Annotated in this window: 19 protein-coding genes and 1 tRNA gene; 6 read left to right on the top strand and 14 right to left on the bottom strand. The window is 66.2% G+C overall.

Annotated features, from left to right (window positions below; translation table 11 throughout):
- The 3 genes from VGQ94_10895 to VGQ94_10905 all read right to left on the bottom strand — a co-directional run.
- The coding region (locus VGQ94_10895) for an ATP-binding cassette domain-containing protein (GenBank protein ID HEV2023016.1) at positions 1–189 on the bottom strand (189 nt) is incomplete at its 3' end.
- A 170-nt stretch (positions 190–359) separates the two neighbouring features.
- Entirely contained in the window at positions 360–1613 is a 1254-nt protein-coding gene (locus tag VGQ94_10900; GenBank protein ID HEV2023017.1) for an FtsX-like permease family protein, read from the bottom strand.
- On the bottom strand, positions 1603–2226 hold the full coding sequence (locus VGQ94_10905; GenBank protein ID HEV2023018.1) for an isoprenylcysteine carboxylmethyltransferase family protein: 624 nt from the start codon (positions 2224–2226) through the stop codon (positions 1603–1605). Before VGQ94_10905 ends, VGQ94_10900 begins: the two co-directional genes overlap by 11 nt.
- A gap of 248 nt (positions 2227–2474) precedes the next feature.
- On the opposite strand from VGQ94_10905, the gene VGQ94_10910 reads away from it, so the two are divergent.
- Positions 2475–3599: a VWA domain-containing protein gene (locus VGQ94_10910; protein HEV2023019.1), complete on the top strand. Its 1125-nt coding sequence runs from the start codon at positions 2475–2477 to the stop codon at positions 3597–3599.
- 22 nt (positions 3600–3621) lie between these two features.
- Here the strand turns inward: VGQ94_10910 and VGQ94_10915 are convergent, their stop codons facing one another.
- From VGQ94_10915 to VGQ94_10945, 7 genes are all read right to left on the bottom strand, one after another.
- Positions 3622–4353 (bottom strand): ZIP family metal transporter, encoded by a 732-nt coding sequence (locus tag VGQ94_10915; GenBank protein ID HEV2023020.1) that lies wholly within the window; start codon positions 4351–4353, stop codon positions 3622–3624.
- A gap of 115 nt (positions 4354–4468) precedes the next feature.
- Positions 4469–5542: a DUF933 domain-containing protein gene (locus tag VGQ94_10920; protein ID HEV2023021.1), complete on the bottom strand. Its 1074-nt coding sequence runs from the start codon at positions 5540–5542 to the stop codon at positions 4469–4471.
- Positions 5539–6498 carry a MoxR family ATPase gene (locus VGQ94_10925; GenBank protein HEV2023022.1) on the bottom strand — a complete coding sequence of 320 codons (960 nt, stop codon included), beginning with the start codon at positions 6496–6498 and terminating at the stop codon, positions 5539–5541. The genes VGQ94_10920 and VGQ94_10925 overlap by 4 nt, the downstream gene beginning before the upstream one ends.
- 45 nt (positions 6499–6543) lie before the next feature.
- The gene (locus tag VGQ94_10930) at positions 6544–7842 is read right to left on the bottom strand and encodes a carboxypeptidase regulatory-like domain-containing protein (protein ID HEV2023023.1); all 1299 of its coding nucleotides are present in this window, start codon (positions 7840–7842) and stop codon (positions 6544–6546) included.
- The gene (locus VGQ94_10935; protein ID HEV2023024.1) at positions 7839–8126 is read right to left on the bottom strand and encodes a hypothetical protein; all 288 of its coding nucleotides are present in this window, start codon (positions 8124–8126) and stop codon (positions 7839–7841) included. The genes VGQ94_10930 and VGQ94_10935 overlap by 4 nt, the downstream gene beginning before the upstream one ends.
- On the bottom strand, positions 8123–8590 hold the full coding sequence (locus VGQ94_10940) for a cytochrome c-type biogenesis protein CcmH (protein ID HEV2023025.1): 468 nt from the start codon (positions 8588–8590) through the stop codon (positions 8123–8125). Before VGQ94_10940 ends, VGQ94_10935 begins: the two co-directional genes overlap by 4 nt.
- The gene (locus tag VGQ94_10945) at positions 8590–10635 is read right to left on the bottom strand and encodes a heme lyase CcmF/NrfE family subunit (protein HEV2023026.1); all 2046 of its coding nucleotides are present in this window, start codon (positions 10633–10635) and stop codon (positions 8590–8592) included. Before VGQ94_10945 ends, VGQ94_10940 begins: the two co-directional genes overlap by 1 nt.
- A gap of 299 nt (positions 10636–10934) precedes the next feature.
- Here VGQ94_10945 and VGQ94_10950 point away from each other — a divergent pair, with 299 nt between their 5' ends.
- Positions 10935–11150: a PilZ domain-containing protein gene (locus tag VGQ94_10950; GenBank protein HEV2023027.1), complete on the top strand. Its 216-nt coding sequence runs from the start codon at positions 10935–10937 to the stop codon at positions 11148–11150.
- 29 nt (positions 11151–11179) lie between these two features.
- Positions 11180–11764 carry a PilZ domain-containing protein gene (locus VGQ94_10955; GenBank protein ID HEV2023028.1) on the top strand — a complete coding sequence of 195 codons (585 nt, stop codon included), beginning with the start codon at positions 11180–11182 and terminating at the stop codon, positions 11762–11764.
- A gap of 46 nt (positions 11765–11810) precedes the next feature.
- Here the strand turns inward: VGQ94_10955 and VGQ94_10960 are convergent, their stop codons facing one another.
- From VGQ94_10960 to VGQ94_10975, 4 genes are all read right to left on the bottom strand, one after another.
- On the bottom strand, positions 11811–11969 hold the full coding sequence (locus tag VGQ94_10960; GenBank protein HEV2023029.1) for a DUF2934 domain-containing protein: 159 nt from the start codon (positions 11967–11969) through the stop codon (positions 11811–11813).
- A 152-nt stretch (positions 11970–12121) separates the two neighbouring features.
- On the bottom strand, positions 12122–15484 hold the full coding sequence (locus VGQ94_10965; GenBank protein ID HEV2023030.1) for an error-prone DNA polymerase: 3363 nt from the start codon (positions 15482–15484) through the stop codon (positions 12122–12124).
- 78 nt (positions 15485–15562) lie between these two features.
- Positions 15563–17092, bottom strand: coding sequence for a DNA polymerase Y family protein (locus VGQ94_10970; GenBank protein ID HEV2023031.1), 1530 nt, complete (start codon positions 17090–17092; stop codon positions 15563–15565).
- Between the two features lie 13 nt (positions 17093–17105).
- On the bottom strand, positions 17106–17879 hold the full coding sequence (locus tag VGQ94_10975; GenBank protein ID HEV2023032.1) for a hypothetical protein: 774 nt from the start codon (positions 17877–17879) through the stop codon (positions 17106–17108).
- A 285-nt stretch (positions 17880–18164) separates the two neighbouring features.
- Between VGQ94_10975 and VGQ94_10980 the strand changes: the two genes are divergently transcribed.
- From VGQ94_10980 to VGQ94_10990, 3 genes are all read left to right on the top strand, one after another.
- Positions 18165–19010 carry a hypothetical protein gene (locus VGQ94_10980; protein HEV2023033.1) on the top strand — a complete coding sequence of 282 codons (846 nt, stop codon included), beginning with the start codon at positions 18165–18167 and terminating at the stop codon, positions 19008–19010.
- A complete protein-coding gene (locus VGQ94_10985; protein HEV2023034.1) occupies positions 19003–19710 on the top strand; it encodes a hypothetical protein in 708 nt (235 codons plus the stop codon). Before VGQ94_10980 ends, VGQ94_10985 begins: the two co-directional genes overlap by 8 nt.
- Before the next feature lie 132 nt (positions 19711–19842).
- A tRNA-Glu gene (locus tag VGQ94_10990) sits at positions 19843–19917 on the top strand.
- The last annotated feature ends 336 nt before the right edge of the window (positions 19918–20253 follow it).

Here is a 20253-nt window from a genome sequence, read left to right on the forward strand (position 1 = left end):
GAGGATGTAGAGTAAGGTACTCTTTCCCGCACCCGACTCGCCCACGATGCCCAGCATCTCTCCCTTCCGTACCCGGAAGGACAGGTTGTCAAAGACCACCAGATCCGACCCGCCAGAGGGGAAAACCTTGGTCAGCCCCTCCACTCGCAGCAGGTCGTCGCTGGTCATTGGATGCACGCCGGTCTCCAACCGTCTCGTTCTCCTACTGTGGAAACCCGAAGCCGCTATCTTCAGCTCCTGCAGCATTAGACCACAGGGTCAGGGACTTTGGTGCCTCCTCCAGAATCCGGGAGATTACCAAAGTTTGTAGCTTTGGCTGACATGGGAACGCAGTGGCGGACGGCACTTGCGACAAAACGTCACTCGTAGCGCAGGGCCTCGGCCGGCAGGATCCTCGCCGCCGACCAGGAGGGATAAAGCGTCGCCACGAAGGAGATGCCCAACGACATCAGCGCCACCAGCACACCATCAATCAGGCGCGGCGCGAAGGGCACGTAGTCGATGGAATAGATCTCGGGCGAGAGTGAGATCCAGCGGTAGTGTCCGCCGGCCCAGGCGAGGGCGTAGCCGAGCGCCAGTCCCAGCACGGTGCCCACCACTCCGATGAGCACGCCCTCGAGCAGAAAGATGTTGCGCACCTGGGCGCGGCGCGCGCCCAGCGACAGCAGCACGGCGATGTCGCGGGTCTTCTCCATCACCATCATGATGAGCGAGATCAGGATGTTGAGCGCGGCCACCAGCACGATCAGTCCCACGGTGATGAAGGTGACGCGGCGCTCCAGGCGCAGGGCGCGGAACAGCGCGCGGTTCTGCTCCATCCAATTGGTGGACATGAATCCCGATCCGGCGGCGCGCTCCAGCTCGCCGCCGATCTCGCCGGCGCGGTCGAGGTCGTCCACCTTGAACTCGATCACCGAGACCACATCGCCCAGGCCGAAGAGCCGCTGCGCGTCTGCGAGCCGGGTGAAGCCCCAGGCGGTGTCGTAGTCGTAGAAGCCCGATTCGAAGATTCCCACTACCTGGAAGCGCACGTACTTTGGGACCATGCCGAACGGCGTGAGCTCGCCCTGCGGGCTGGTGACCAGCACCACGGAGCCGACGGTGGCACCGAGTTCGTCGGCCGCGCCCTTGCCCAGCACCAGGGGCGGCAGAGCTTGTGTGGATGCGGGCGGCTCGCCCGCAGGGGGTGGCGCCAGCGCTGCCGACGAGCCGAACTTCACCGTCTGCAGGAGCTGGCCCACCCGGCGTTCGGAATCCGGCAGCACGCCCTTGATGACCACGCCGCGGGCGCGTGCGCCGCGCGAGACCAGCACCTGCTCGTAGAGCGCGGGAGCGGCGGCGACGACGTGCGGCTGCTTCTCCAGGCGCGCCACCAGCGCCGGCCAGTCGCGGATGCCGTCGTTGGCCACGCGCAGCAGGCTGACGTGGGCGCTGGCGCCCACCAGCCGCTGCTCCAGGTCCTGGCGAAAGCCGTTGGTGATGGCCAGCGCGATGATGAGCGAAGCCACGCCCGCCGCCACCCCCAGCACGGAGATGCCGGTGATCAGGCTGATCACGGCCTGCTGCCGCTTGGCGCGCAGGTAGCGGGCGGCAACGAAGAGTTCAAAGCGCACGCGGAACCTCGGAAGAGCCCGGCTCAGGCGGCTGGGGACGTCGCGGCAGGAACGCCGGCACGCGCCGTTTGTATTCGCGCCACTGGTCGCCGAAGCGGTGCTCCAGCTCGCGCTCCTCCAGCGTGATCATGATGGTGCCAGCCACCAAAGAGAAGCCCACCATGGCGTAGCAGACCAGCAAGCCGCTGCCCACCGTCCATCCCGTGAGCATCAGGAAGTGGGCAAGATAAATAGGATGACGGATGCGCCCGTGCAGTCCCGTGGTCACCGGGCGCTGTTCGAAGCGGTCCGGCGCGAGTTCGTTGCGCCCCACCATCTGCTGGTTGGTGAAGTGCGGCCGCAGCCTGCGGAAGATGAACATGGCCGCGCCGATGAAGGGAACGGCGGCGATCCAGGCGTACGGAGTGTCGTAGACCATCTCGCGGTGCCAGGGCCAGGTGAGGACGAGGCCCAGGGCGATGGTCGTGCCCTGCGCCGGCAGCAGCACCCAGTAGGGCGAGCGCTTCTGCCGCCGCCAGAAGTCCACCAGCGGGTGGATCAGGACCCAGAAGACAGGCACCGCCGCGTAGATCATGGCGACGACCCACGCCAGGTGCTGTACTACGCTGCGCATGCGGGGATTGTAGCAGCGGAGGGCGCAGGCGCGTCCCGCCCATCCCAGCGCCCGGTGGCGGTCCTGGGACGCCGCCAGGGGCGCAAAAATCCCCGAGGGAAGAAAAACCAAATCACGATTCGCGCATCTATACTAGGACAGCGAAGACAGGTCAGGAAGGCGCATTCATGTTCCCAGCCGAGCTCCCGCACAGACAAACTCTCAGACGGAACCGCCCCCATTCCTTTGTAAGGGCGGCCGCGCTGGCGGTGTTGCTGGTGGCGGGGGCGGCGCTGTGGGCGCAGTCCGGTTCCACCTCCAGCTCCAAGCCCCAGACCAAAACCCCGGACAAGCCCACGCAGGAGGCGCCCGCCGAAGCCGGCGGTCCCGCCGGCGACGTGGGACCCATCGCCGTCCCCAAAAAGAAGGAAGAGCCGCCGCCGGAGGCGGTGAAGCGCAAGCCGCCCGAAGGCCTGGCGGATTACTCCTTGCGCGTGGACGTGCCCCTGGTCAATGTGGACGTCATGGTCGTGTCCAAGAGCGGCTTCTTCATTCCCGGCCTCAAGCAGGAGAACTTCCGCGTGCTGGAGGACGGCGTGCCGCAGAAGGTCACCTCCTTCAGCCAGACGGAGGCGCCCATCACCGCCGTGCTGGTGGTGGAGTTCGCCAGCATCAACTACCAATTCGTCTATGACGCGCTGAACGCTAGCTACACCTTCGCCAACTCGCTCAAGCCCAACGACTGGGTGGCCGTGGTCTCTTACGACATGAAGACCCACATGCTGGTGGACTTTACCCAGAACAAGGGCGAGGTGTTCGGCGCGCTGCACTCGTTGCGGGTCCCGATGTTCAGCGAGACCAATATGTTCGACGCGCTCTACGACACCCTCGACCGGCTGGACCGGGTGGAGGGACGCAAGTACATCGTCCTGATCGGGACCGGATACGATAGCTTCAGCAAGATCACCCTCGACCGCACGCTGAAGAAGGTGAAGGAGACGCCCAACGTCGGCATCTTCACCGTCAGCACCGGGGAAGCGATGCTTATGCGGGCGGATGCGCGAGGCGCCCTGGGGCCGGTGCAGCGGCTGGATTTCCTGCAGGCCGATAACCAGATGCGCGCCTTCGCTACCATGACTGGCGGCAAGTGGTACAAGCCGCGCTTCGAAGGCGAACTTCCCGACATTTTCCGCGACGTCGCCAACTCCATCCGCAACCAGTACTCCATCGCCTACCATCCCAGCAACAGCAAGCAGGACGGCACCTACCGTAAGATCAAGATCGAGCTGGTGGACGGGAACGGGGGACCGCTGCAGGTCAACGTCAACGGCAAACCTTCCAAGGTTTCCATCATCGCGCGCGAAGGGTACACAGCGAAGCAGCAGGTGGAGTAGGGCGCGTAGCGCCGCGCATCCGCTAGTGCGCGTGGAAGGCTAGGTCCAGCAGGAAGAGCAGTCCCACTCCCACAAAGACCATCAAGGCCATCTTCACCCCGGGCTCCCTGTTGACTTCGGGGATGAGGTCGGAAGCGGCCACATACAAAGTCACGCCCGCGGAGAGCGGCAGGCCCAGGGCCACCGCGTGCTTGAACCCAGCCATGGCCAGCACCCCGAGCAGCGTCGCCCCGCCCAGCATGGCGGAGGCGGTCCAGGCCGCGCGGCGGCTGCTTCCGCTGGCCAGCATCACCGAGGCCACCGTGAATCCCTCCGGGATCTTGTGCAGGAAAACAGCCAAGAAGATCACCCAGCCCAGCCAGTCGGAAATGAGGAAGCCGGAGGCGATGGCGATGCCGTCGAAGAAGGTGTGGATCAGCAGCGCCACCAGCACGGAGTAGCCCAGGTGTCCGCCTGCGAACTCTTCCTTGTGGACCTCCTCGCCGAAGTGGAAGTGTGGCGTGAGGGTGTGCTCGAACAGATGCATCAGCAGGTAGCCGGCCAGTACGAACATCAAGCCGCGCTCGTGTTCCAGATTCAGGCTCTGCGGGATCATCTCCAGCAGCGCGGTGGCCAGCATGAATCCCGAGCCCAGGGCCACGAAGTACTTCAAGTAGCTGCGCTCCCAGTTGCGCTGCACGATGATGGTGCCGCCAAAGACGTTGGCCAGCGCCGCCGTCAGGCCCAGCAGGATGCTGATGGCAAAAGGGTGCATGTGCGGGGGTGAGGATAACAGACTGAGTAGCGAGTACCGAGTGGCGAGTGGTGAGCGTCGGGCCAACCGGAGCGAAGTCGCGCTGCTTGGCAGGCTCGATGCTCACCACTCGCCACTATCCACTATGCCTTATGTGCACCACGTCTCCATCCTTAACGACGTAATCCTTCCCCTCCAGGCGCAAGGTGCCGCGAGCGCGGGCGTTAGCTTCGGAGCCGGCTTCGAGCAGCGCGTCCCAGTGGATGGTTTCGGCGCGGATGAAGTGCTTTTGAAGGTCGGAGTGGATGGCGCCCGCGGCTTCCGCGGCCCGGGTGCCGGCGGGCACCGTCCAGGCGCGGCACTCGTCCTCGCCCACGGTGAAGAAGGAGATCATGCCCAGCAGGGCGTAGGTGGTGCGGATCAGACGCGTCAGGCCGCTCTCCTTCAGGTGGTAGCTGGATAGGAACTCCGCCGCCTCGGCGTCGCTCATGTCCGCCAATTCCGCTTCCACCTTTCCGCAGATGGCGGTGGCGCCGGCGTTGGGGCGCGACGCCGCCGCGCCCAGGCCGTATTTCTCCACCGCGCCCTCCAGATCCTTGCCCAGGTCGGCGCTCTCGCTGACGTTGAGCACGCACAGCAGGGACTTCTCGCTCAAGAACTGGAAGCCGCGGAAGCGCTTCTTGTCTTCCGGCGTCATCTCCAGCTCGCGCAGCGGGCGCTCGGTCTCCAGATGCGCCTTGGCGCGCAGCAGCAGCTCGTGCTCCTTCACCAGGTCCGGCGACTTCATCTTCTTCAGATCTTTTTCCAGCCGCTCCAGCCGCTTTTCCATCTGGCCCAGGTCGTTGATGATGAGGTCCAACTCCACCCTGGCCAGGTCGCGCGGGGGATCGATCTCGCCCACGTGCGGGACGGCGGGATCGTCGAAGGCGCGCAGGACGTGCGCCAGCGAGTCCACGGAGCGCAGGGCGGTGGCGTAGGCGGTGTCCTTGAGGGCTTCCTGGCCGATGGCGGCCACGTCCACGTACTCGACCGCGGCGTGCATGAGATTGCGCGGGTTGTAAAGCGCCGCCAGCCTGTCCAGGCGGTCGTCGGGGACCTTGGCGACGCCCAGATGCGCCTCGCGCCCGTGCGCGTCCACATGCGCCTTGGTCAGAATCTTGAACAGGGAGGTCTTGCCGACTTGAGGCAGTCCGATGATTCCGGTTTTCATACCGGCACGGCGACGCTCTCCACAATCTCCCGCAGAACATGCTCCGACTGCTCCGATGTCTTGAGGGTCGAGGAGTAGCGGGCGTTCGCCACCACGCGGTGGGCGAAGACGGGGATGGCCAGCGACTTGAAGTCGGCGGGAGTGGCGAAGTCACGTCCTTCCAGGAAGGCCAGGGCCTGGGCGGCGCGGTAAAGCATGAGCGCCCCGCGCGGCGAAACGCCGAGCGAGAGATACTCCGAGTCGCGCGTCTTCTGCACGATGGCCAGGGTGTAGGTCACCAGCGCATCGTCCACGCGCACCCGGGTGGCCTCCTGCTGCATGGCCAGCATGTCGGCAGCGGTCATCACTGCTTCCAGATTCTCCAGGCGCGCCGCGCCCGCCTCCGAGCGCAGGATGCCGCGCTCGCTCTCCGCGTCCGGATATCCCATGCGCACCCGCATCAGGAAGCGGTCCATCTGCGATTCGGGCAAGGGATACGTCCCATGGTGCTCCACGGGATTCTGCGTGGCGATGACGATAAAGGGCTGGGGCAGGGGATAGCTGTGGCTGTCCACCGTGACCTGGCCTTCGTTCATGGCCTCGAGCAGCGCCGACTGCGTCTTGGGCGTGGTGCGGTTGATCTCATCGGCCAGCAGCACGTTAGCGAAGACCGGCCCAGGCTTGAACTCGAACTTCTGCTCCAGCGGCGAGTAGATGGAGATGCCCAGCACGTCCGAGGGCAGCATGTCGCTGGTGAACTGGATGCGCTGGAACTTGCAATCCAGCGCGCGGGCCAGCGCGTGGCCGAGCGTGGTCTTGCCCACGCCGGGGACGTCTTCGATCAGCAGGTGCCCGCGCGCCACCACCCCCACCAGCGCCAGGCGGATGACGTCGTCCTTGCCGCGGATCACGGTGCGCAGCGCGGCTTCGAGCTTCCCCGCGCGCTGGGCGATCACCGGCATGGTTTGCGGTGCCATGGGATTTTCGGATTGTACTACGTCCGGCTTTTCCGCTTGGAGCGGTCAGGAGTCGCGTTTCCGGCGCGTCACAGCGCGCTGGATGGTCTGATCGAGCGCGGCCTTGGCCTGCTCGTACTCCGCCGCCGAGATCTTTCCCTGGTGGCGTTCCGTCTCCAGTTGGAAGAGTTCATCCTTGAGCGCTTCCAGCAAAAGCGCGGAGCGGTCGCGCGCCACGGGCGGAAACCCCGCGCCCGGAGTCGCCGAAAAGCCCGCAGCGGGAGCGGCAGCCGCGGCGCCGGCAGAGCGGTTCCACACAAAGAACGCGCCCATGGCCAGCAGCAGGGTCAACCCGCCGAGGAATTGCCAGCGATACTCATGCAGCGGGTCGGGAGTATCGATGGGACGGCCCAGGCCGCCACCCGGACGGCCCGCAGCTTCTTCTCCGCCCCCGCCTCCACCCGCCGGGGCGGCCCCCTGAGCGAGCGGCTTCGTTTCTCCGGTGCCCTGGGCCTGGGCCTCGCGCGGCATCACGCCCACGCCCGAGAGGTGGAAGCCGGGCTCGGCGCCGGGACGCGCGCTGGTCGCCACTTGCACGTTGGCCCCGGTCTCTTCCGGCATGGCCTGGAAGGCGCCCTCGCCCGCGTTCGAGCGGAAGCGCATGGAGGGCGGCACCATCACCACCATGTGCTCGGTGGGCATCGCCAGCCGCGGCTGAAAGTCGGCCTCGCCGGAATAGGGCAGGCGATAGGAGACCTGGAAGCGCGTCTCGCCCGGCCGCAGCGGGAAGACGAAGGCGTAGCGGTTCTTCTCGCCCGTGGGCACGGGAGCGGAGTTCACCGGCATCCCTCCCGTGCTCATGGCAGTCGAGGCCTGGATCTCGGCGCCCGCGGGCAGGAAGATCTCAAAGCTGCGCTGGCTCATCTGCGTCCGCGGCGGCTGCGAGTTGTTGCTGATGCCGTAGAGCTCGGTGACCTGGAGCGAGGAGGAATCAGCCTCGAAGCGCAGCACCTCCACGATGGCGCGCACGCCTTCGACCTTGGCGGCCGCGTCGTAGACCTCCACCTCCACCGACTGCGTCCCCGGAGGCGCGGTCTTGTGGTAGTTCACCTTCTGGTGGTTCACGCGGATCAGGTGCGGCGTCGCGGCGTCGTCCACGGTGAGGCGGAAGCGGCCCTGGGAGTCGGTTTTGGCGCGTCCCACTTCGTCCATGCCGCTCGCCATGTTCAGCAGGACCACATCGTCCCCGGCGGCCGGCTTGCCGGTGGTGGCGTTGCGGACGGTCCCAGTGATCTCCGCGGCCCAAGCGGCGGTGGAGAACGCCGCCAACAGGAGCGCGGCGTGAAATGTCTCTTTCAGGATCACCTGTAGGCTGCCTCCGGTTCCAAAGCTTCCAGCTCCTGGATCTCCGCCAGGACGCCCGCCGCCTCGCCCTCAAGCCCGGAGCGCATCTCCAGGTAATCGGACTCGGGGAATTTCCCCGCCTTGTACTCGAAGTTCAGGTCGCGCAGGTTCTCGTACACCACTTCCTTGCGCTCGCGCAGGTAGGTGAGGCGGGTCTTGCCGGGGGCGTGCTCCACCGGCCCGCTCATGTAGAAGACGTAATACAGGAGCGCGGCGGTCAGGAAGAGGCTGGCGGCGAGAATCATAGCTCGGTCTCCCGGCGGGCGCGCAGCCGCATCGCTTCCAGCTCCGGTGAAGCCGAGGCCGGAGTGGCGGCGGGGGCGCGCTGCTTCCAGCGCAGCACCACCAGCACCGCGAATCCCATGGCGGAGAAGAAGACGGCGAAAGGCATCACCCAGGCCACCAGGTTGAAGCCAGTGGCAGGAGGCGCGGCCAGCACCGTCGGCCCATACTTCTGCACGAAGGCCTGCAGCACCAGGTCGTCGGAGTCGCCGCGGGTGAGCGCCATAGAGAGCTCGTCCCGCATGCGGTCGGAGTAGGTGCAGCCCACGTGGTTGCACGCCAGCAGGATCTGGTGGCAGCCGCAGGCGCACATCATCTTGTTCCCCAGCTTGTTGAAGCGCGCATCGTCGCCCGCGCCCATCAACAGGATCGCGACCAGACTGACTGCAATCAACTGGAGGCTACGCCGCACCACCGAAGCCTTCATCAGTCGCCTCCCGGCCGCGACCCGGCGGCTACTGCCGCCGCCGCTGCCAGCTCCGCCGCGGGCGCGTTGTGCCGCAGTGCCACTGCCTGGAGGTTGGGCACCAGCGCCACCAGCGTCCCGAAGACCACGATGTACACGCCCGCCCACACCCACACCACCAGCGGGTTCAGGTGGGCGCGGATGATGGGGCGGTCGGTATCGGGATTGCGCCCGGCGTAAACCAGGTAAAGGTCCTCGCGCCAAGTGGAGCGGTTGGCGACCATGGTCGCGTCCTGCTGGCTGGCGGTGTAGAAGCGCCGCTCCGGATACATGGTCTGCAAAAAGCTTCCGTTGCGATAGACGTCGAGGATGGCGTAGTCGCTCTCGTAGTTGGGCTGGAAGTCGCGGGTGTAGGAGCGGCTCACCAGGGTATAACGGCCTATGCTCATCTTGTCGCCCAGACCGAGCTCCTGCTCCTTGTCCTGATTGAAGGCGGAGCCGGCGAAGCCGATGATGAGGACCACCACGCCGAAGTGGACCAGGTATCCGCCATAGCGCCGCGTGTTGCGCCGGGTAAGTTGCACCATGGCGGCGGCCAGGTTCATCCCGGTGTGGGAGTGGATGACGCGCGCCCCGCGCAGGAACTCCGAGCCCACCGTCACCGTCACAAACACCGCCAGCGAGATGGACATCAGCGCGTAGAAGTAACTCAGGTCCTGCCAGGGACGCATGCCGCCGATCACCAGCGCCACAGCCGTCGCCACCGCTGCCGCTGCCGGGAGGGTGAAGCTGCGCCTCAGGCTCTCGAGCGACGTCCTGCGCCAGGCCAGCAGCGGCCCTACGCCGGTCAGCAGCAGCAGGAACAGCGCGATGGGGATGTTCACGCGGTTGAAGAAGGGCGCGCCCACCGTGGCCTTGGTGCCCTGCACCCACTCCGAGAGCACGGGGAAGAGCGTTCCCCAGAGAACGACGAAGCAGGCCACCAGCAGCACTAGGTTGTTGAACAGGAAACTCGACTCGCGCGAGATCAGCGACTCCAGTCGGTTCTCGCTCTTCAGGTAGGAGCGGTTGCGCAGGAAGAAGAACAGGCACACGGCGAAGGTCAGCGCCAGGAAGCTGACGAACCAGGTCCCGATCGACGACTGCGCAAAGGCGTGCACCGAACTGACCACGCCCGAGCGCGTGAGGAACGTCCCGAAGATGCACAGCAGGAAGGTGGCGAAGATCAGCCACATGTTCCACATCTTCAGCATGCCGCGCTTCTCCTGCATCATCACGGAATGGAGGAAGGCGGTGCCGGTGAGCCAGGGCATGAGCGAGGCGTTCTCCACCGGGTCCCAGCCCCAGTATCCGCCCCATCCCAGCACCGAGTAGGCCCAGTGCCCGCCCAGGAAGATGCCGCAGGTGAGGAACATCCAGGTCACCATGGTCCAGCGGCGGGTGATGTGGATCCACTTCTCGCCCGGATACTTCATGATGAGCGCGCCCAGGGCGAAGGCGAAGGGCACGGTCATGCCCACGTAGCCCAGGTAGAGCATGGGCGGGTGGATGACCATCTCCGGATACTGCAGCAGCGGGTTCAGCCCGTTGCCGTCGGCGGGCGCCGGGCCGGACAGCATGGAAAACGGATGCGCGGCAAAGTTCACCAGCAGAAGAAAGAAGAGCTGGACGGCGGAAAGTACCACCGCGGCGTGCGCCACCAGGCGCGGGTCCACCTTGTGTCGCAGCCGCAGCACGAATCCGTAGGCGGAGAGCAGCCACGCCCAGAACAGCAGCGACCCTTCCTGCCCCGACCATAGCGCCGAGAACTTGTAGGGCAGCGGCAGGTCGCGGTTGCTGTGATGAAAGATGTAGGCGACGGAGAAGTCATCCTGGAAGGCAGCCACCACCAGGGCCACGGCGGCGGCGGTCACGGCTACGAAGACGGCGATGCCGGCGCGCCGCGCGCTCTCTCCCAGACGATCGGCGGCCAAGCCCGGCCGCAGCAGCGCGAACGCGCCTGCCCCCAGGGCATAGACCGCGAAGCCTAAGGCGAGAAGAAGAGCGAAGCTTCCAAACTGGGGCATGGGGTGGAGGTGAAACTACCATTCTTTCAAACCCAGCCATTCTTTACAAACTAGTGACGGCAACAGGCAAACCTAGCTCAACAGGCGGGCCAGGGAATGTGAGTTAGGTCACAGGGCAAGGTAGCCCGAACCAAGTTGTTGGATTGTGTTCCGCTTTGGGACAAGTCCCAAAACGGCATTGGGCTCCAGTGAATCCTTGCTTTTCACGACCCGCACTGCGCGTCACCACCCTATGCTGACAGCATGGCCGCCAAGGGCGAAGTCGTGACTGCGAAGGAGCCGAGGTCCGGCAGCAGGGAGTGGACAGCCGCATCTGGGCCCGCCTCACCGACATCAGCCTGGGCGGATGCTACCTGGAGATCATGTCGCCCCTGCCCGTGCTAACTTATGTCAACTTGAGCCTCACCCTGGAGGAGCAGCATGTGCAGGCCAAGGGCCAGGTGGTGGTGTCCCACCCGCACTTCGGAATGGGGATCCAGTTCATCGATCTGATCCAGCAGCTGCTCCAACTGTGACACTATATATAATGGAGGAAGAGGAAACCTTGAGCAAGGTAAGTGGGACCTCACAGCCCGCCGCGGCGCCCGAGACCGGCGAACATCGCCGCGTGGACCGCCGTAAGCATCCCCGCTATTCCGTCAACGGCGGCGCAGCGGAGGTCCGGCAGCAGGGAGGGGGCAGCCGCATCTGGGCCCGGTTCACCGATATCAGCCTGGGCGGCTGCTACCTGGAGATCATGTCGCCCCTGCCCGTGCTCACCTATATCCGTTTTGTCCTCACACTGGGGGAACAGCAGGTGCAAGGCAAAGGGCAAGTGATGGCGTCGCACCCGCAATTTGGCGTAGGCGTGCAGTTCATCGATCTGAGCGCCGCTGACCGTCAGATGTTGGAGAGTTGGATTGCGAGGCTGGCGGCGCCCAAGGCCGGGCCTCCCGTCGGCCGCCGCCTCGGCGAGAGCCCGGCGCGCACCCTGGACAAGGAGTCCGCGGCGCTGCTGGTGCAGACGGTCACCGAGTTTTTTCTCAGCAAGCCGACCATGAGCCGCGAGGAGTTCCTGCAGATGGTCGAGGCGCGCCACAAAGCCAGCAAAGACGGCGACGGCCAAGCCGAGTCGCTCAAGCCGGCGTAGGAGTGCCGGCGGCGGCGCCGGGATCGGAAGGCGCCGGGCGCGGCGCTCAGGCGGAGCGCAGCCCGCGGCGGGCCTGCACCTCGCGCTCGGCGCGGGCCCAGTCCTCTTCCGCGAAGCCGTCTTCACGGCTGCGGAGTTCGTAGAGTTCGTAGGCCCGCCGCCGGATCTCCTCTTCCAGGTTCATGGAGGATGCTTTGGCCGGCATCGGCCGCTTGGCTGGCGGCTGGGAAGTATCGCTGTGCACTGTTCGAGTACGAGGCATGGCTATCACTCCTGGGTATATGAAGATTCTAACGCCGCGCTCCGGTGGATTCAGCGGGGAAAGTAAACTTTTTTCGCGGCGCGTTCCCCTTCCGGTCAGTGGAAGTCATGGGAGCGGGTCTGGGCGCGAGTGACCTCCAGCGCGTGGATGCGCTCCGCCTTCACCGAGATCACGTTGTCCTGGTGCTGCAGCCGGCCTTCCACCAGCAAGAACGGCGCGCTCGAAAGCAGCCAGCGGTTCCGGTCGAAGACGTCCGGGGTGACGATGGCGTTGGCGATGCCGGTTTCGTCCTCCAGGCTGAGGAAGACGAAGCCTCGCGCCGTCCCCGGGCGCTGGCGCGCGATCACGCATCCCGCCACCCGCACCACCTTGCCTCCCGGCAGATGCTGCAGCTCGCAGGCGCGGCGCACCCCCAACGCGTTCAGCCGCGCCCGGCCGTAGGCCATGGGATGCGGCCCCACCGTCAGCCCCGTGCCCCGGAAGTCGGCCACCAGCCGCTCTTCGGCGCTCATGGGTTCGAGCGGAGAAGCGAGCTCCGAGTCCTGAGCCCCGAGCTGCGAGTCGCCGGCCTCCGATGGATCGCGCAGCAGCGGACCCGCCGGTCGCACCGCACGCGCCACCTGCCACAGGGCATCGCGCCGATGGGTTGGTTTCTCGTTTTCTGAGAACTGAGAACTGAGAACCGAGAACTGGCTCGCCACGCGCCACTCGCCGCCCGCCACTGAGTTCAACGCCCCGATCTCCGCCAGCGCCTCCAGTTCGTCCTTGCGCAGCTCGGGGACGCGCCGTGCCAGGTCGTCGATGGACGAGAAGGGCGCGGCGTCCCGCGCGCGCACCAGCGCCTGGCCCGCCTCCTGGCGCAAGCCTTTGACGTAGCAAAGTCCCAGGCGGACAGCAAGAATCGGTCTTTGCATTTTGCATTTTGCATTTTGCATTGTGCCGACCGGCTCCAGCGTGCACCTCCACTCGGAAACGGCGACATCCATCGGCCTCACCCTCAGCCCGTGCCGCTGCGCGTCCTTCACCAGCGTGGCTGGATGGTAGAAACCCATGGGCTGGTTGTTGAGCAGGGCGGCGGTGAAGGCGGCGGGGTAGTGGCACTTCAGGTAGGCGCTGGCGTAGGCCAGCAGGGCAAAGCTGGCGGCGTGCGATTCGGGGAACCCGTAGAGCGCGAAGGAGGAGATGGACTGCACGATCAGTTCCTGCGCCGCCGCCGGGATGCCGTTGCGCTCCATGCCGCGGCGCAGCTTGGCTTCGATCTCTCGCATGCGCGCCTGCGAACGCTTGAAGCCCATGGCGCGGCGCAGCTCCTCCGCCTCACCGCCGCTGAAGCCTGCGGCGATCATGGCCATGCGCAAGAGTTGTTCCTGGAAGAGCGGGACTCCCAGCGTGCGCGCCAGCACCGGCTCCAGCGACGCGTGGGGATAGACCACCGGCTCGCGCCCCTGCCGCCTCCTTATATAAGGATGCACCATGCGCCCCACGATGGGCCCCGGACGGATGATGGCCACCTGCACCACCAGGTCGTAGAACTTTTTGGGCCGCAGCCGCGGCAGCGACGACATCTGCGCCCGGCTTTCGATCTGGAACATGCCCACGGTGTCCGCTTCCTGCAGCGCGGCATAGACCTGGGGATTGTCCGGCGGCAGGTGGGCCAGGTCCACCTCCTCGCCGTAATCCTGGCGGATGAGCGCAAGCGACTCTTCGAGCGCCGCCATCATGCCCAGGCCGAGCAGATCCACCTTGATGATGCCCAGGTCGGCGCAGTCTTCCTTGTCCCACTGCACCACCACGCGGCCGGGCATGGCGGCGGGCTCGAGCGGCACCACCGAATCGAGCGCGCCCTGGCAGATGACCATGCCGCCGGAGTGCTGGCCCAGATGCCGCGGGCGGTCCTGCACCGCGCGGTAGAGCTCGAAGAATCGGCGGATGCGGGGATGCCCCAGGTCGAGCCCGGCGTCGCGGAAGCGGCGCTCGGCGGTGTCGGCGGGATCGCAGAACTCCCAGGCGCCGGCCAGGCGCGAGAGCCGCGCCAGCGTCTCCGGGTCGAAGCCCAGCACCTTGCCTACCTCGCGCGCCGCCGAGCGCCCGCGGTAAGTGATGACGTTGGCGGTCATGGCCGCGCCCCGCTCTCCGTAGCGCCGGTAGACGTGCTGGATCACGCGCTCGCGCTGCTCGCCCGAGGGCAGGTCGAGGTCAATGTCCGGCCACTCGCCGCGCTCCTCCGAAAGGAAGCGCTCGAAGAGCAGCTCCATGGCGATGGGATCCACGGCGGTGATGCCGAGGGAGTAGCAGACGGCGCTGTTGGCCGCCGAGCCGCGCCCCTGCACCAGGATGCCCTGCTCGCGGCAGAAGCAGATGAGGTCCCAGACGATCAGGAAGTATCCGGCCAGGTCGAGCTTCTCGATCAGCGCCAGCTCGCGCTCGATCTGCCGCCGCGCCCGGCCCGAGTAGGGACGGTAGCGCGCCCGCGCGCCCTCCTCCGTGCGTTGGCGCAGGAACGACATCATGGTCTCGCCCTCGGGCACGGGATACCTGGGGAACTGGTAGCCCAGGTCGGCGAGCGTGAACTGGAGCCGCGCGGAAAGCTCGGCGGTGTTGGCGATGGCTTCCGGCAGGTCGGCGAACAGGCGCGCCATCTCCGCCGGCGTCTTCAGGTGGCGCTCTGAGTTGCGCGCCAGCAGGCGCCCCGCGGTCTCGAGCGTCCGGTGATGGCGGATGGCGGTGAAGACGTCGAGTAGCGGGCGCTGGGCGGCGGTCGCATACTCCACGCCGTTGGTCGCGACGAGCGGCAGACCGAGCGTGTGCGCCAGTTGTGCCGCAGCCGAGTTGCGCGCCGCCTCCTGGCGGTCGAAGTGGTGCTGCAATTCGACGTACAGGTTGCCGCGCCCGAAGATCTCTTCCAGCTCCTGCAAACAGCGGCGGCCTTCTTCCAGACCTCCGCGGTCGAGCGCCGCCGCCAGCGGACCGTCGCCGCCACCGCTCAGGCAGATGAGCCCGCGCGCGTGCCCGGCCAGCTCTTCTGCCGTGGCCACGCACTCGCCGTGCTTGGGGACGCGCAGCTTCATGCGCGTGATCAGCCGGCAGAGGTTCTGGTAGCCCTCGAGGCTCGCCCCCAGAAGCGGAAGGCGGGATTCACCACGGAGACACGGAGTCACGGAGTTGAATCCATTCTTTTTGTTTTTCTCCGTGTCGGAGCCTGCCCTGAGCGAAGTCGAAGGGTGCCTCCGTGGTGAAAAGAAATCGCGGACAGTGATTTCGCTTCCGATGTGCGCCCGCACACCCGCCTTCTTCGCGGCCAGGTGGAAGCGCGGCGCGCCATAGACGCCGTCGCGGTCCGCGAGCGCCATGGCCGGCATGCCGGCGGCGGCGCAGGCGTCCACCAGTTCTTCCGGTAGGGCAGCGCCCTCCAGAAAGCTGAAAGCGGAGCGGGCGTGCAGTTCGATGTATTGAGTCATTCAGTCATTCACCCATTGCCCTTACCGGTTTGGTTTTTCAATGATTCAATGACTCAATCGCTCAATGGCAAAATCCCATCAGTCATAGCTGCCCTCTACGAACCACGCCCCGCTGTCGAGGTCGCGATAGATCCGGCAGAGGATCATGCTCGCGGCATCTTGGGCAGGCTGGGGCGCTAGAACCACGTCCCACTCATCGCGCGCCCAGCCCTCGCCCGTCCACCACTCGCCGGAGGTGCGCCAGGGTCCGGCCAGGTCCACCACCCTGCCGCGCAGCGGGCCGAAGCGGACCTCGGCCGGGCGTCCGGCGCGCGTCTCCACCTGGGCACGGCGCGGCGGGCGGAAGCGCCGAAGCGCCAGCTTTTTTGCGTTTTGCATTTTTAATCTCGCATTTTGAATCGCGCCCTGCGCTGTTACGCCGCCGAACTTCACGGTGCGGAAGGCATCCGGCCGGTGCGTATCCATCAGCTCCGCTGAGCCCACCTGCTCCTCGCCCACCACGCCCGCCAGTCGCGCCAGCGTGAGTTCCAGCTTTTCCGGCGGGGGCGAGAGCGGGGCGAACAATCCGCCCTGCGGCGGACGCGGCTTGGCGGGCGCGACGGCCAGCGTGATCTTTACCACCGGTGCGCCGGGGGGATGCGCCTCCAGATCGAGTTGCAGGAGCTTCAGCAGCGTCTTTGAATCCGTCGTGGGAAGAGGGAAGTGCAAACTGCGCTGGTGGGCTGCGGCGGTGCCTTCCAGTTGCAGCCTCAGCCGCAGCTCTTGGATGGCCAGCGCGCGCGCCGCCAGCCGCGCGCAGAGCCGCTCCAGCATCCGGTTCAGAAGAAAGGCCAGCGGCTCGAGCAGCACCACAGGATGCTCCAGCTCCACGCTCTCTTCAAACTCCAGCGGCTCCTCCACCGGGACTAGCGGCCGCGCCGCCGCGCCCCGCGCCAGCGTCTGCAGGCGCAGCCCCTCCGGCCCCAGACGCTCCGCGAGCGCGACGGAAGGCAGCGCGGCCAGGGCACGAAAGGTGCGCACACCCCAGCGGTCGAAGGTTTCGAGAATCTGCTGCGCCGCCTCCGCATGCGGATCGAGGAAGAGCGCCTCCAGCGGCAGCGGGCCGAGTCGCTCGGCCTCGCGGCCTGCGGGAACGAAGGTGACGCCGGAGAAGCTGCGGGCAGCGTGCACGGCAGCGTCCGGGTTCGAGGCCACGGCGACGCGCGATTCGAGCCCCAACTCGCGCGCGCGCCGTGCCAGCTCGTGGGCCATCTTCTGCGGCGGGCCGAAGAGCGGCTCCAGGCCGGCCAGGTCCAGCAGCAACGTGTCTGCGGCTGCTTCTTCCACGCGCGGCGAGAAGGCCTGCGCGCATTCGAGCAACGCCCGATGCGCCGCGGCTTCGAGCGCCGGCGAGCGCGGCCGCAGCGCCAACCCCGGCATCGGTTCCGCTTCGAGCTCCGACATCCCCGCCTCGATCCCGGCGGCGCGCGCCTTCGAGTTGGCGGCGACCACCTTCACCAGCGGCGGAGTCCCATCCACAATCGCGACCTTGGATCCGTACAGTCGCAGCTCGGCGCGCACCACCGCTTCCACCAGAAAGTCGGGGACGTAGATGGCGGCGAAGAACATGAGAGGAGCCGGGTCATAAGTCGGTTGCGAATGCCGCTTTCATCCCGCTCCCTGGGCGCCGGGCAGAGGCGGAGCGCGCCATCTCGACGGCGACGGAGAATCCGCCCAGCAGCCGCGCGTGTGCCGGCAGCTCCGGCGACGCAGTGGGCGCGGTGGCTTCGAGCTTCAGTGTGAGCGCGGCGCAGGTTCCGGTGAGGGCTTCCTGCGTCAGCAGCAGCAGCGCCGCCGGCGTCTCTTCCACCGCCCGGCGGAAGCGGAACCATGAGGTCAGAGGGACGTGCCGCGCCGTCGCCGCGGGAACATCGCCCAGGTCCAGCGCCACCAGCCCGAAGCCTCCCGCCTGGAGCACGAGGTCGGCGGCCCGCAAGGCACGATCCACATTGCCAAGAGTTTTGTCGTTGTTTTTGCCGCCGGCCGCCGGCTGCCGGCTGCTTGCTTCCTTTCCACACCTCACCCAAAGCAGGCACCCCAGCTCCACACCCGCAGCGGCAGCCGACGCCGGATTGAAGCAGTCGTCCGCGTCCACCAGGGCGCAGAGCTCCTGGCGCTGGGTGAACTCGGCGAGCAGGGAGAGCAACAGCGCGGTGCGCCCCGACGACCCCGGCCCGTAGACCTCGGTAAGCGCCCCCCGCGGCAGGCCGCCGGTGAGGGCGTCCACCTCCGGGATCCCGGTGGGCGCCGTCTGCGCGGCAGGCTTCTGCCGCCAGCCCAGCGGAGCAGGGAAGCGCCCTCCCAGGCGCTCTTCCACCCGGGTTTCGATGAGGGCACGAAGCTCTGCCGCCGGCATTGGGATATCCCTCGGAAAGGCCTGTCGAAAGGGGAGTTGGACGGAAGGGACAGGCGTCCCCTCCGCTCTACTTTCGCTTTTTATTCTCCTAAAATTAGTCTGCTACACAAGCCGGGAGGCTGTCAAGAGGGATTCTGGGACGATTTTGAAGCACAAAAACTTGTGCCATTCGCGCCGCCCGTGATAAAAAGCCCTCCTCTTTACTCCCTATCCCCCAAACGCGACACACCCAGGGAGTGGATGAAACACAAGCCGACAGCCGCAGGGCTGTCTCCGAGAGGCGCTATGCTGGAAACCCTCGACCTGAAGAAGAAGCTATCGAAGCCGAGCTACAGCAAGGCCATGACCGAGCTGCAGGAGAGCCTGCGCAAGCTGCAGTATGCCGCCCAGGAGGCGGAGCTGCCGGTCATCATCTGCCTGGAAGGCTGGGACACGGCGGGCAAAGGGCAGGCGATCAAGAAGCTCACCGAGAAGCTGGACCCGCGGCTGTTCCGCGTGCATTCCGGCTCACCGCCTTCGGCCCTGGAGCGGCGCTATCACTTCCTGTGGCGCTACCAGGTGGTCCTGCCCAACGACGGCGAGATGGCGGTCTTCGACCACTCCTGGTACGGCCGGGTGCTGGTAGAGCGCTGCGACAAGCTGGCCAAGAAGAAGCTGTGGCGCGAGGCCTACCAGCAGATCAACGAGTTCGAGCGCTGGCTGGCCGACGATGGCCAGGTGCTGATCAAGTTCTGGATGCACATCTCCAAGAAGGAGCAGAAGAAGCGCTTCCGCGAGTGCCAGGCCGACCCGCTGCTGCGCTGGAAGATCACCAAGGAGTACAAGCGGCATCACCGGCAGTACGACCGCTGGCTGACGGCGGTGGAGGAGATGCTGGCCAAGACGCACACCGCGCACGCGCCCTGGACGGTGGTGGAAGCCAACGACCTGCGCTGGGCACGCGTGAAGCTCTGCCAGGTGCTGGTGAAGAAGATGGAGGAGGCGCTGGCACGGCGCAAAGCGCTGCCCGCCGCCGTCTCACGCACCGCGGCCGCCAGGGCCGCCACCAAGGAAGCTCGCGCCGCCCTCGCCGTGACGGATTCCGCACGCGCCCGCGCCGAGGAGCGCAAGGAGGAGGTCGCCCATGCTTGAGAAACTGGACATGAACCGGAAGCTCTCGGAGAAGCAGTACGACGAGCAGATCAGCGCCGTGCAGGTGCGCCTGCGCGAACTGGAGTTCGAGGTCTTCAAACAGCAGATCCCGGTGCTGTGCATGTTCGAGGGCTGGGACGCGGCGGGCAAGGGCGGCGCCATCAAGCGCGTCACCGAGATGCTCGACCCGCGCGGCTACACCGTCTCCTCCTACGCCGCTCCCCGCGGCGATGAGAAGAGCCATCACTACCTGTGGCGCTTCTGGCGCAACCTGCCGCGCGCCGGCCACATGGGCATCTTCGACCGCACTTATTACGGGCGCGTCCTGGTGGAGCGAGTGGAGAAGTTCTGCCACGAGGACGAGTGGCGCCGCGCCTACAGCGAGATCAACGAGTTCGAATCGCACCAGAACTCCAATGGCATGGTCATCTGCAAGTTCTGGCTGCACCTCACCAAGGAGGAGCAGCTGCGCCGCTTCAAGAACCGCGAGCTCGATCCCTACCGCTCCTACAAGCTGACGGAAGAGGACTGGCGGAACCGCGCCAAGTGGGACGAATATTTCGGCGCGGTCGAGGATATGCTGCTGCATACCTCCACTCCCCACGCTCCCTGGACCGCGGTCGAGGCCAACAACAAGTACTGGGCCCGGGTGAAGGTGGTGAAGACCATCGTCGAGGCCATCCAGAAGCGGGTCAATTAGAGCGCGCGATCAGCAGTAAGCTCAGCGAGGCGCGGGGAACAGCTCCCGCGCCTTTCGCTTTCCCAGCGCGTTCGTTTGCTATAATTTTTGGACTGGCTGGTGGCCACGGACCACTGGCTACTGCCTTCCTGTGGCGCTATCGTCTAGGGGTTAGGACGGAAGATTCTCAATCTTCAAACCCGGGTTCGATTCCCGGTAGCGCTACCAGCCCTCTCCTGCTATCTCCTGCTTTTTCTTGTAGTTCCTCGCTTCGGTTTCTGTGCCCCCGAAAACGTGGTAACAGGTTGTGTGGCACAGTGGCGGCACAGACGGGGCACAATTTGGGGCACAGTCCGCCAAGCGGCGGCAGCAAGGTGGGAGTATCAGAGAGGGGTCACAGACGGGGATCACAATCCAGCGCGGAGCTAGGACGGATAAACCGATGACGGACAGAGGCAAGGGACACGTTGAGAGCAACGGCGGTGCAACGGGCGCTTCGCGGCAGAAGAGGCTGGGCGGCTGTACGGGCAAGGGTTTCATGCCGGGACAGAGTGGCAACCCTAA

It is taken from the genome of Terriglobales bacterium (assembly GCA_035937135.1).
GTDB lineage: Bacteria > Acidobacteriota > Terriglobia > Terriglobales > Acidobacteriaceae > DASYVL01.

Bases quoted from the DNA above. Each gene is read 5' to 3' on its own strand.
- VGQ94_10905 (HEV2023018.1), bottom strand. From the start codon at position 2,226: ATGCGCAGCGTAGTACAGCACCTGGCGTGGGTCGTCGCCATGATCTAC.
- VGQ94_10915 (HEV2023020.1), bottom strand. From the start codon at position 4,353: ATGCACCCTTTTGCCATCAGCATCCTGCTGGGCCTGACGGCGGCGCTG.
- VGQ94_10920 (HEV2023021.1), bottom strand. From the start codon at position 5,542: ATGAAAACCGGAATCATCGGACTGCCTCAAGTCGGCAAGACCTCCCTG.
- VGQ94_10925 (HEV2023022.1), bottom strand. From the start codon at position 6,498: ATGGCACCGCAAACCATGCCGGTGATCGCCCAGCGCGCGGGGAAGCTC.
- VGQ94_10935 (HEV2023024.1), bottom strand. From the start codon at position 8,126: ATGATTCTCGCCGCCAGCCTCTTCCTGACCGCCGCGCTCCTGTATTAC.
- VGQ94_10940 (HEV2023025.1), bottom strand. From the start codon at position 8,590: ATGAAGGCTTCGGTGGTGCGGCGTAGCCTCCAGTTGATTGCAGTCAGT.
- VGQ94_10945 (HEV2023026.1), bottom strand. From the start codon at position 10,635: ATGCCCCAGTTTGGAAGCTTCGCTCTTCTTCTCGCCTTAGGCTTCGCG.
- VGQ94_10960 (HEV2023029.1), bottom strand. From the start codon at position 11,969: ATGCCGGCCAAAGCATCCTCCATGAACCTGGAAGAGGAGATCCGGCGG.
- VGQ94_10965 (HEV2023030.1), bottom strand. From the start codon at position 15,484: ATGACTCAATACATCGAACTGCACGCCCGCTCCGCTTTCAGCTTTCTG.
- VGQ94_10970 (HEV2023031.1), bottom strand. From the start codon at position 17,092: ATGTTCTTCGCCGCCATCTACGTCCCCGACTTTCTGGTGGAAGCGGTG.
- VGQ94_10975 (HEV2023032.1), bottom strand. From the start codon at position 17,879: ATGCCGGCGGCAGAGCTTCGTGCCCTCATCGAAACCCGGGTGGAAGAG.
- VGQ94_10980 (HEV2023033.1), top strand. From the start codon at position 18,165: ATGCTGGAAACCCTCGACCTGAAGAAGAAGCTATCGAAGCCGAGCTAC.
- VGQ94_10985 (HEV2023034.1), top strand. From the start codon at position 19,003: ATGCTTGAGAAACTGGACATGAACCGGAAGCTCTCGGAGAAGCAGTAC.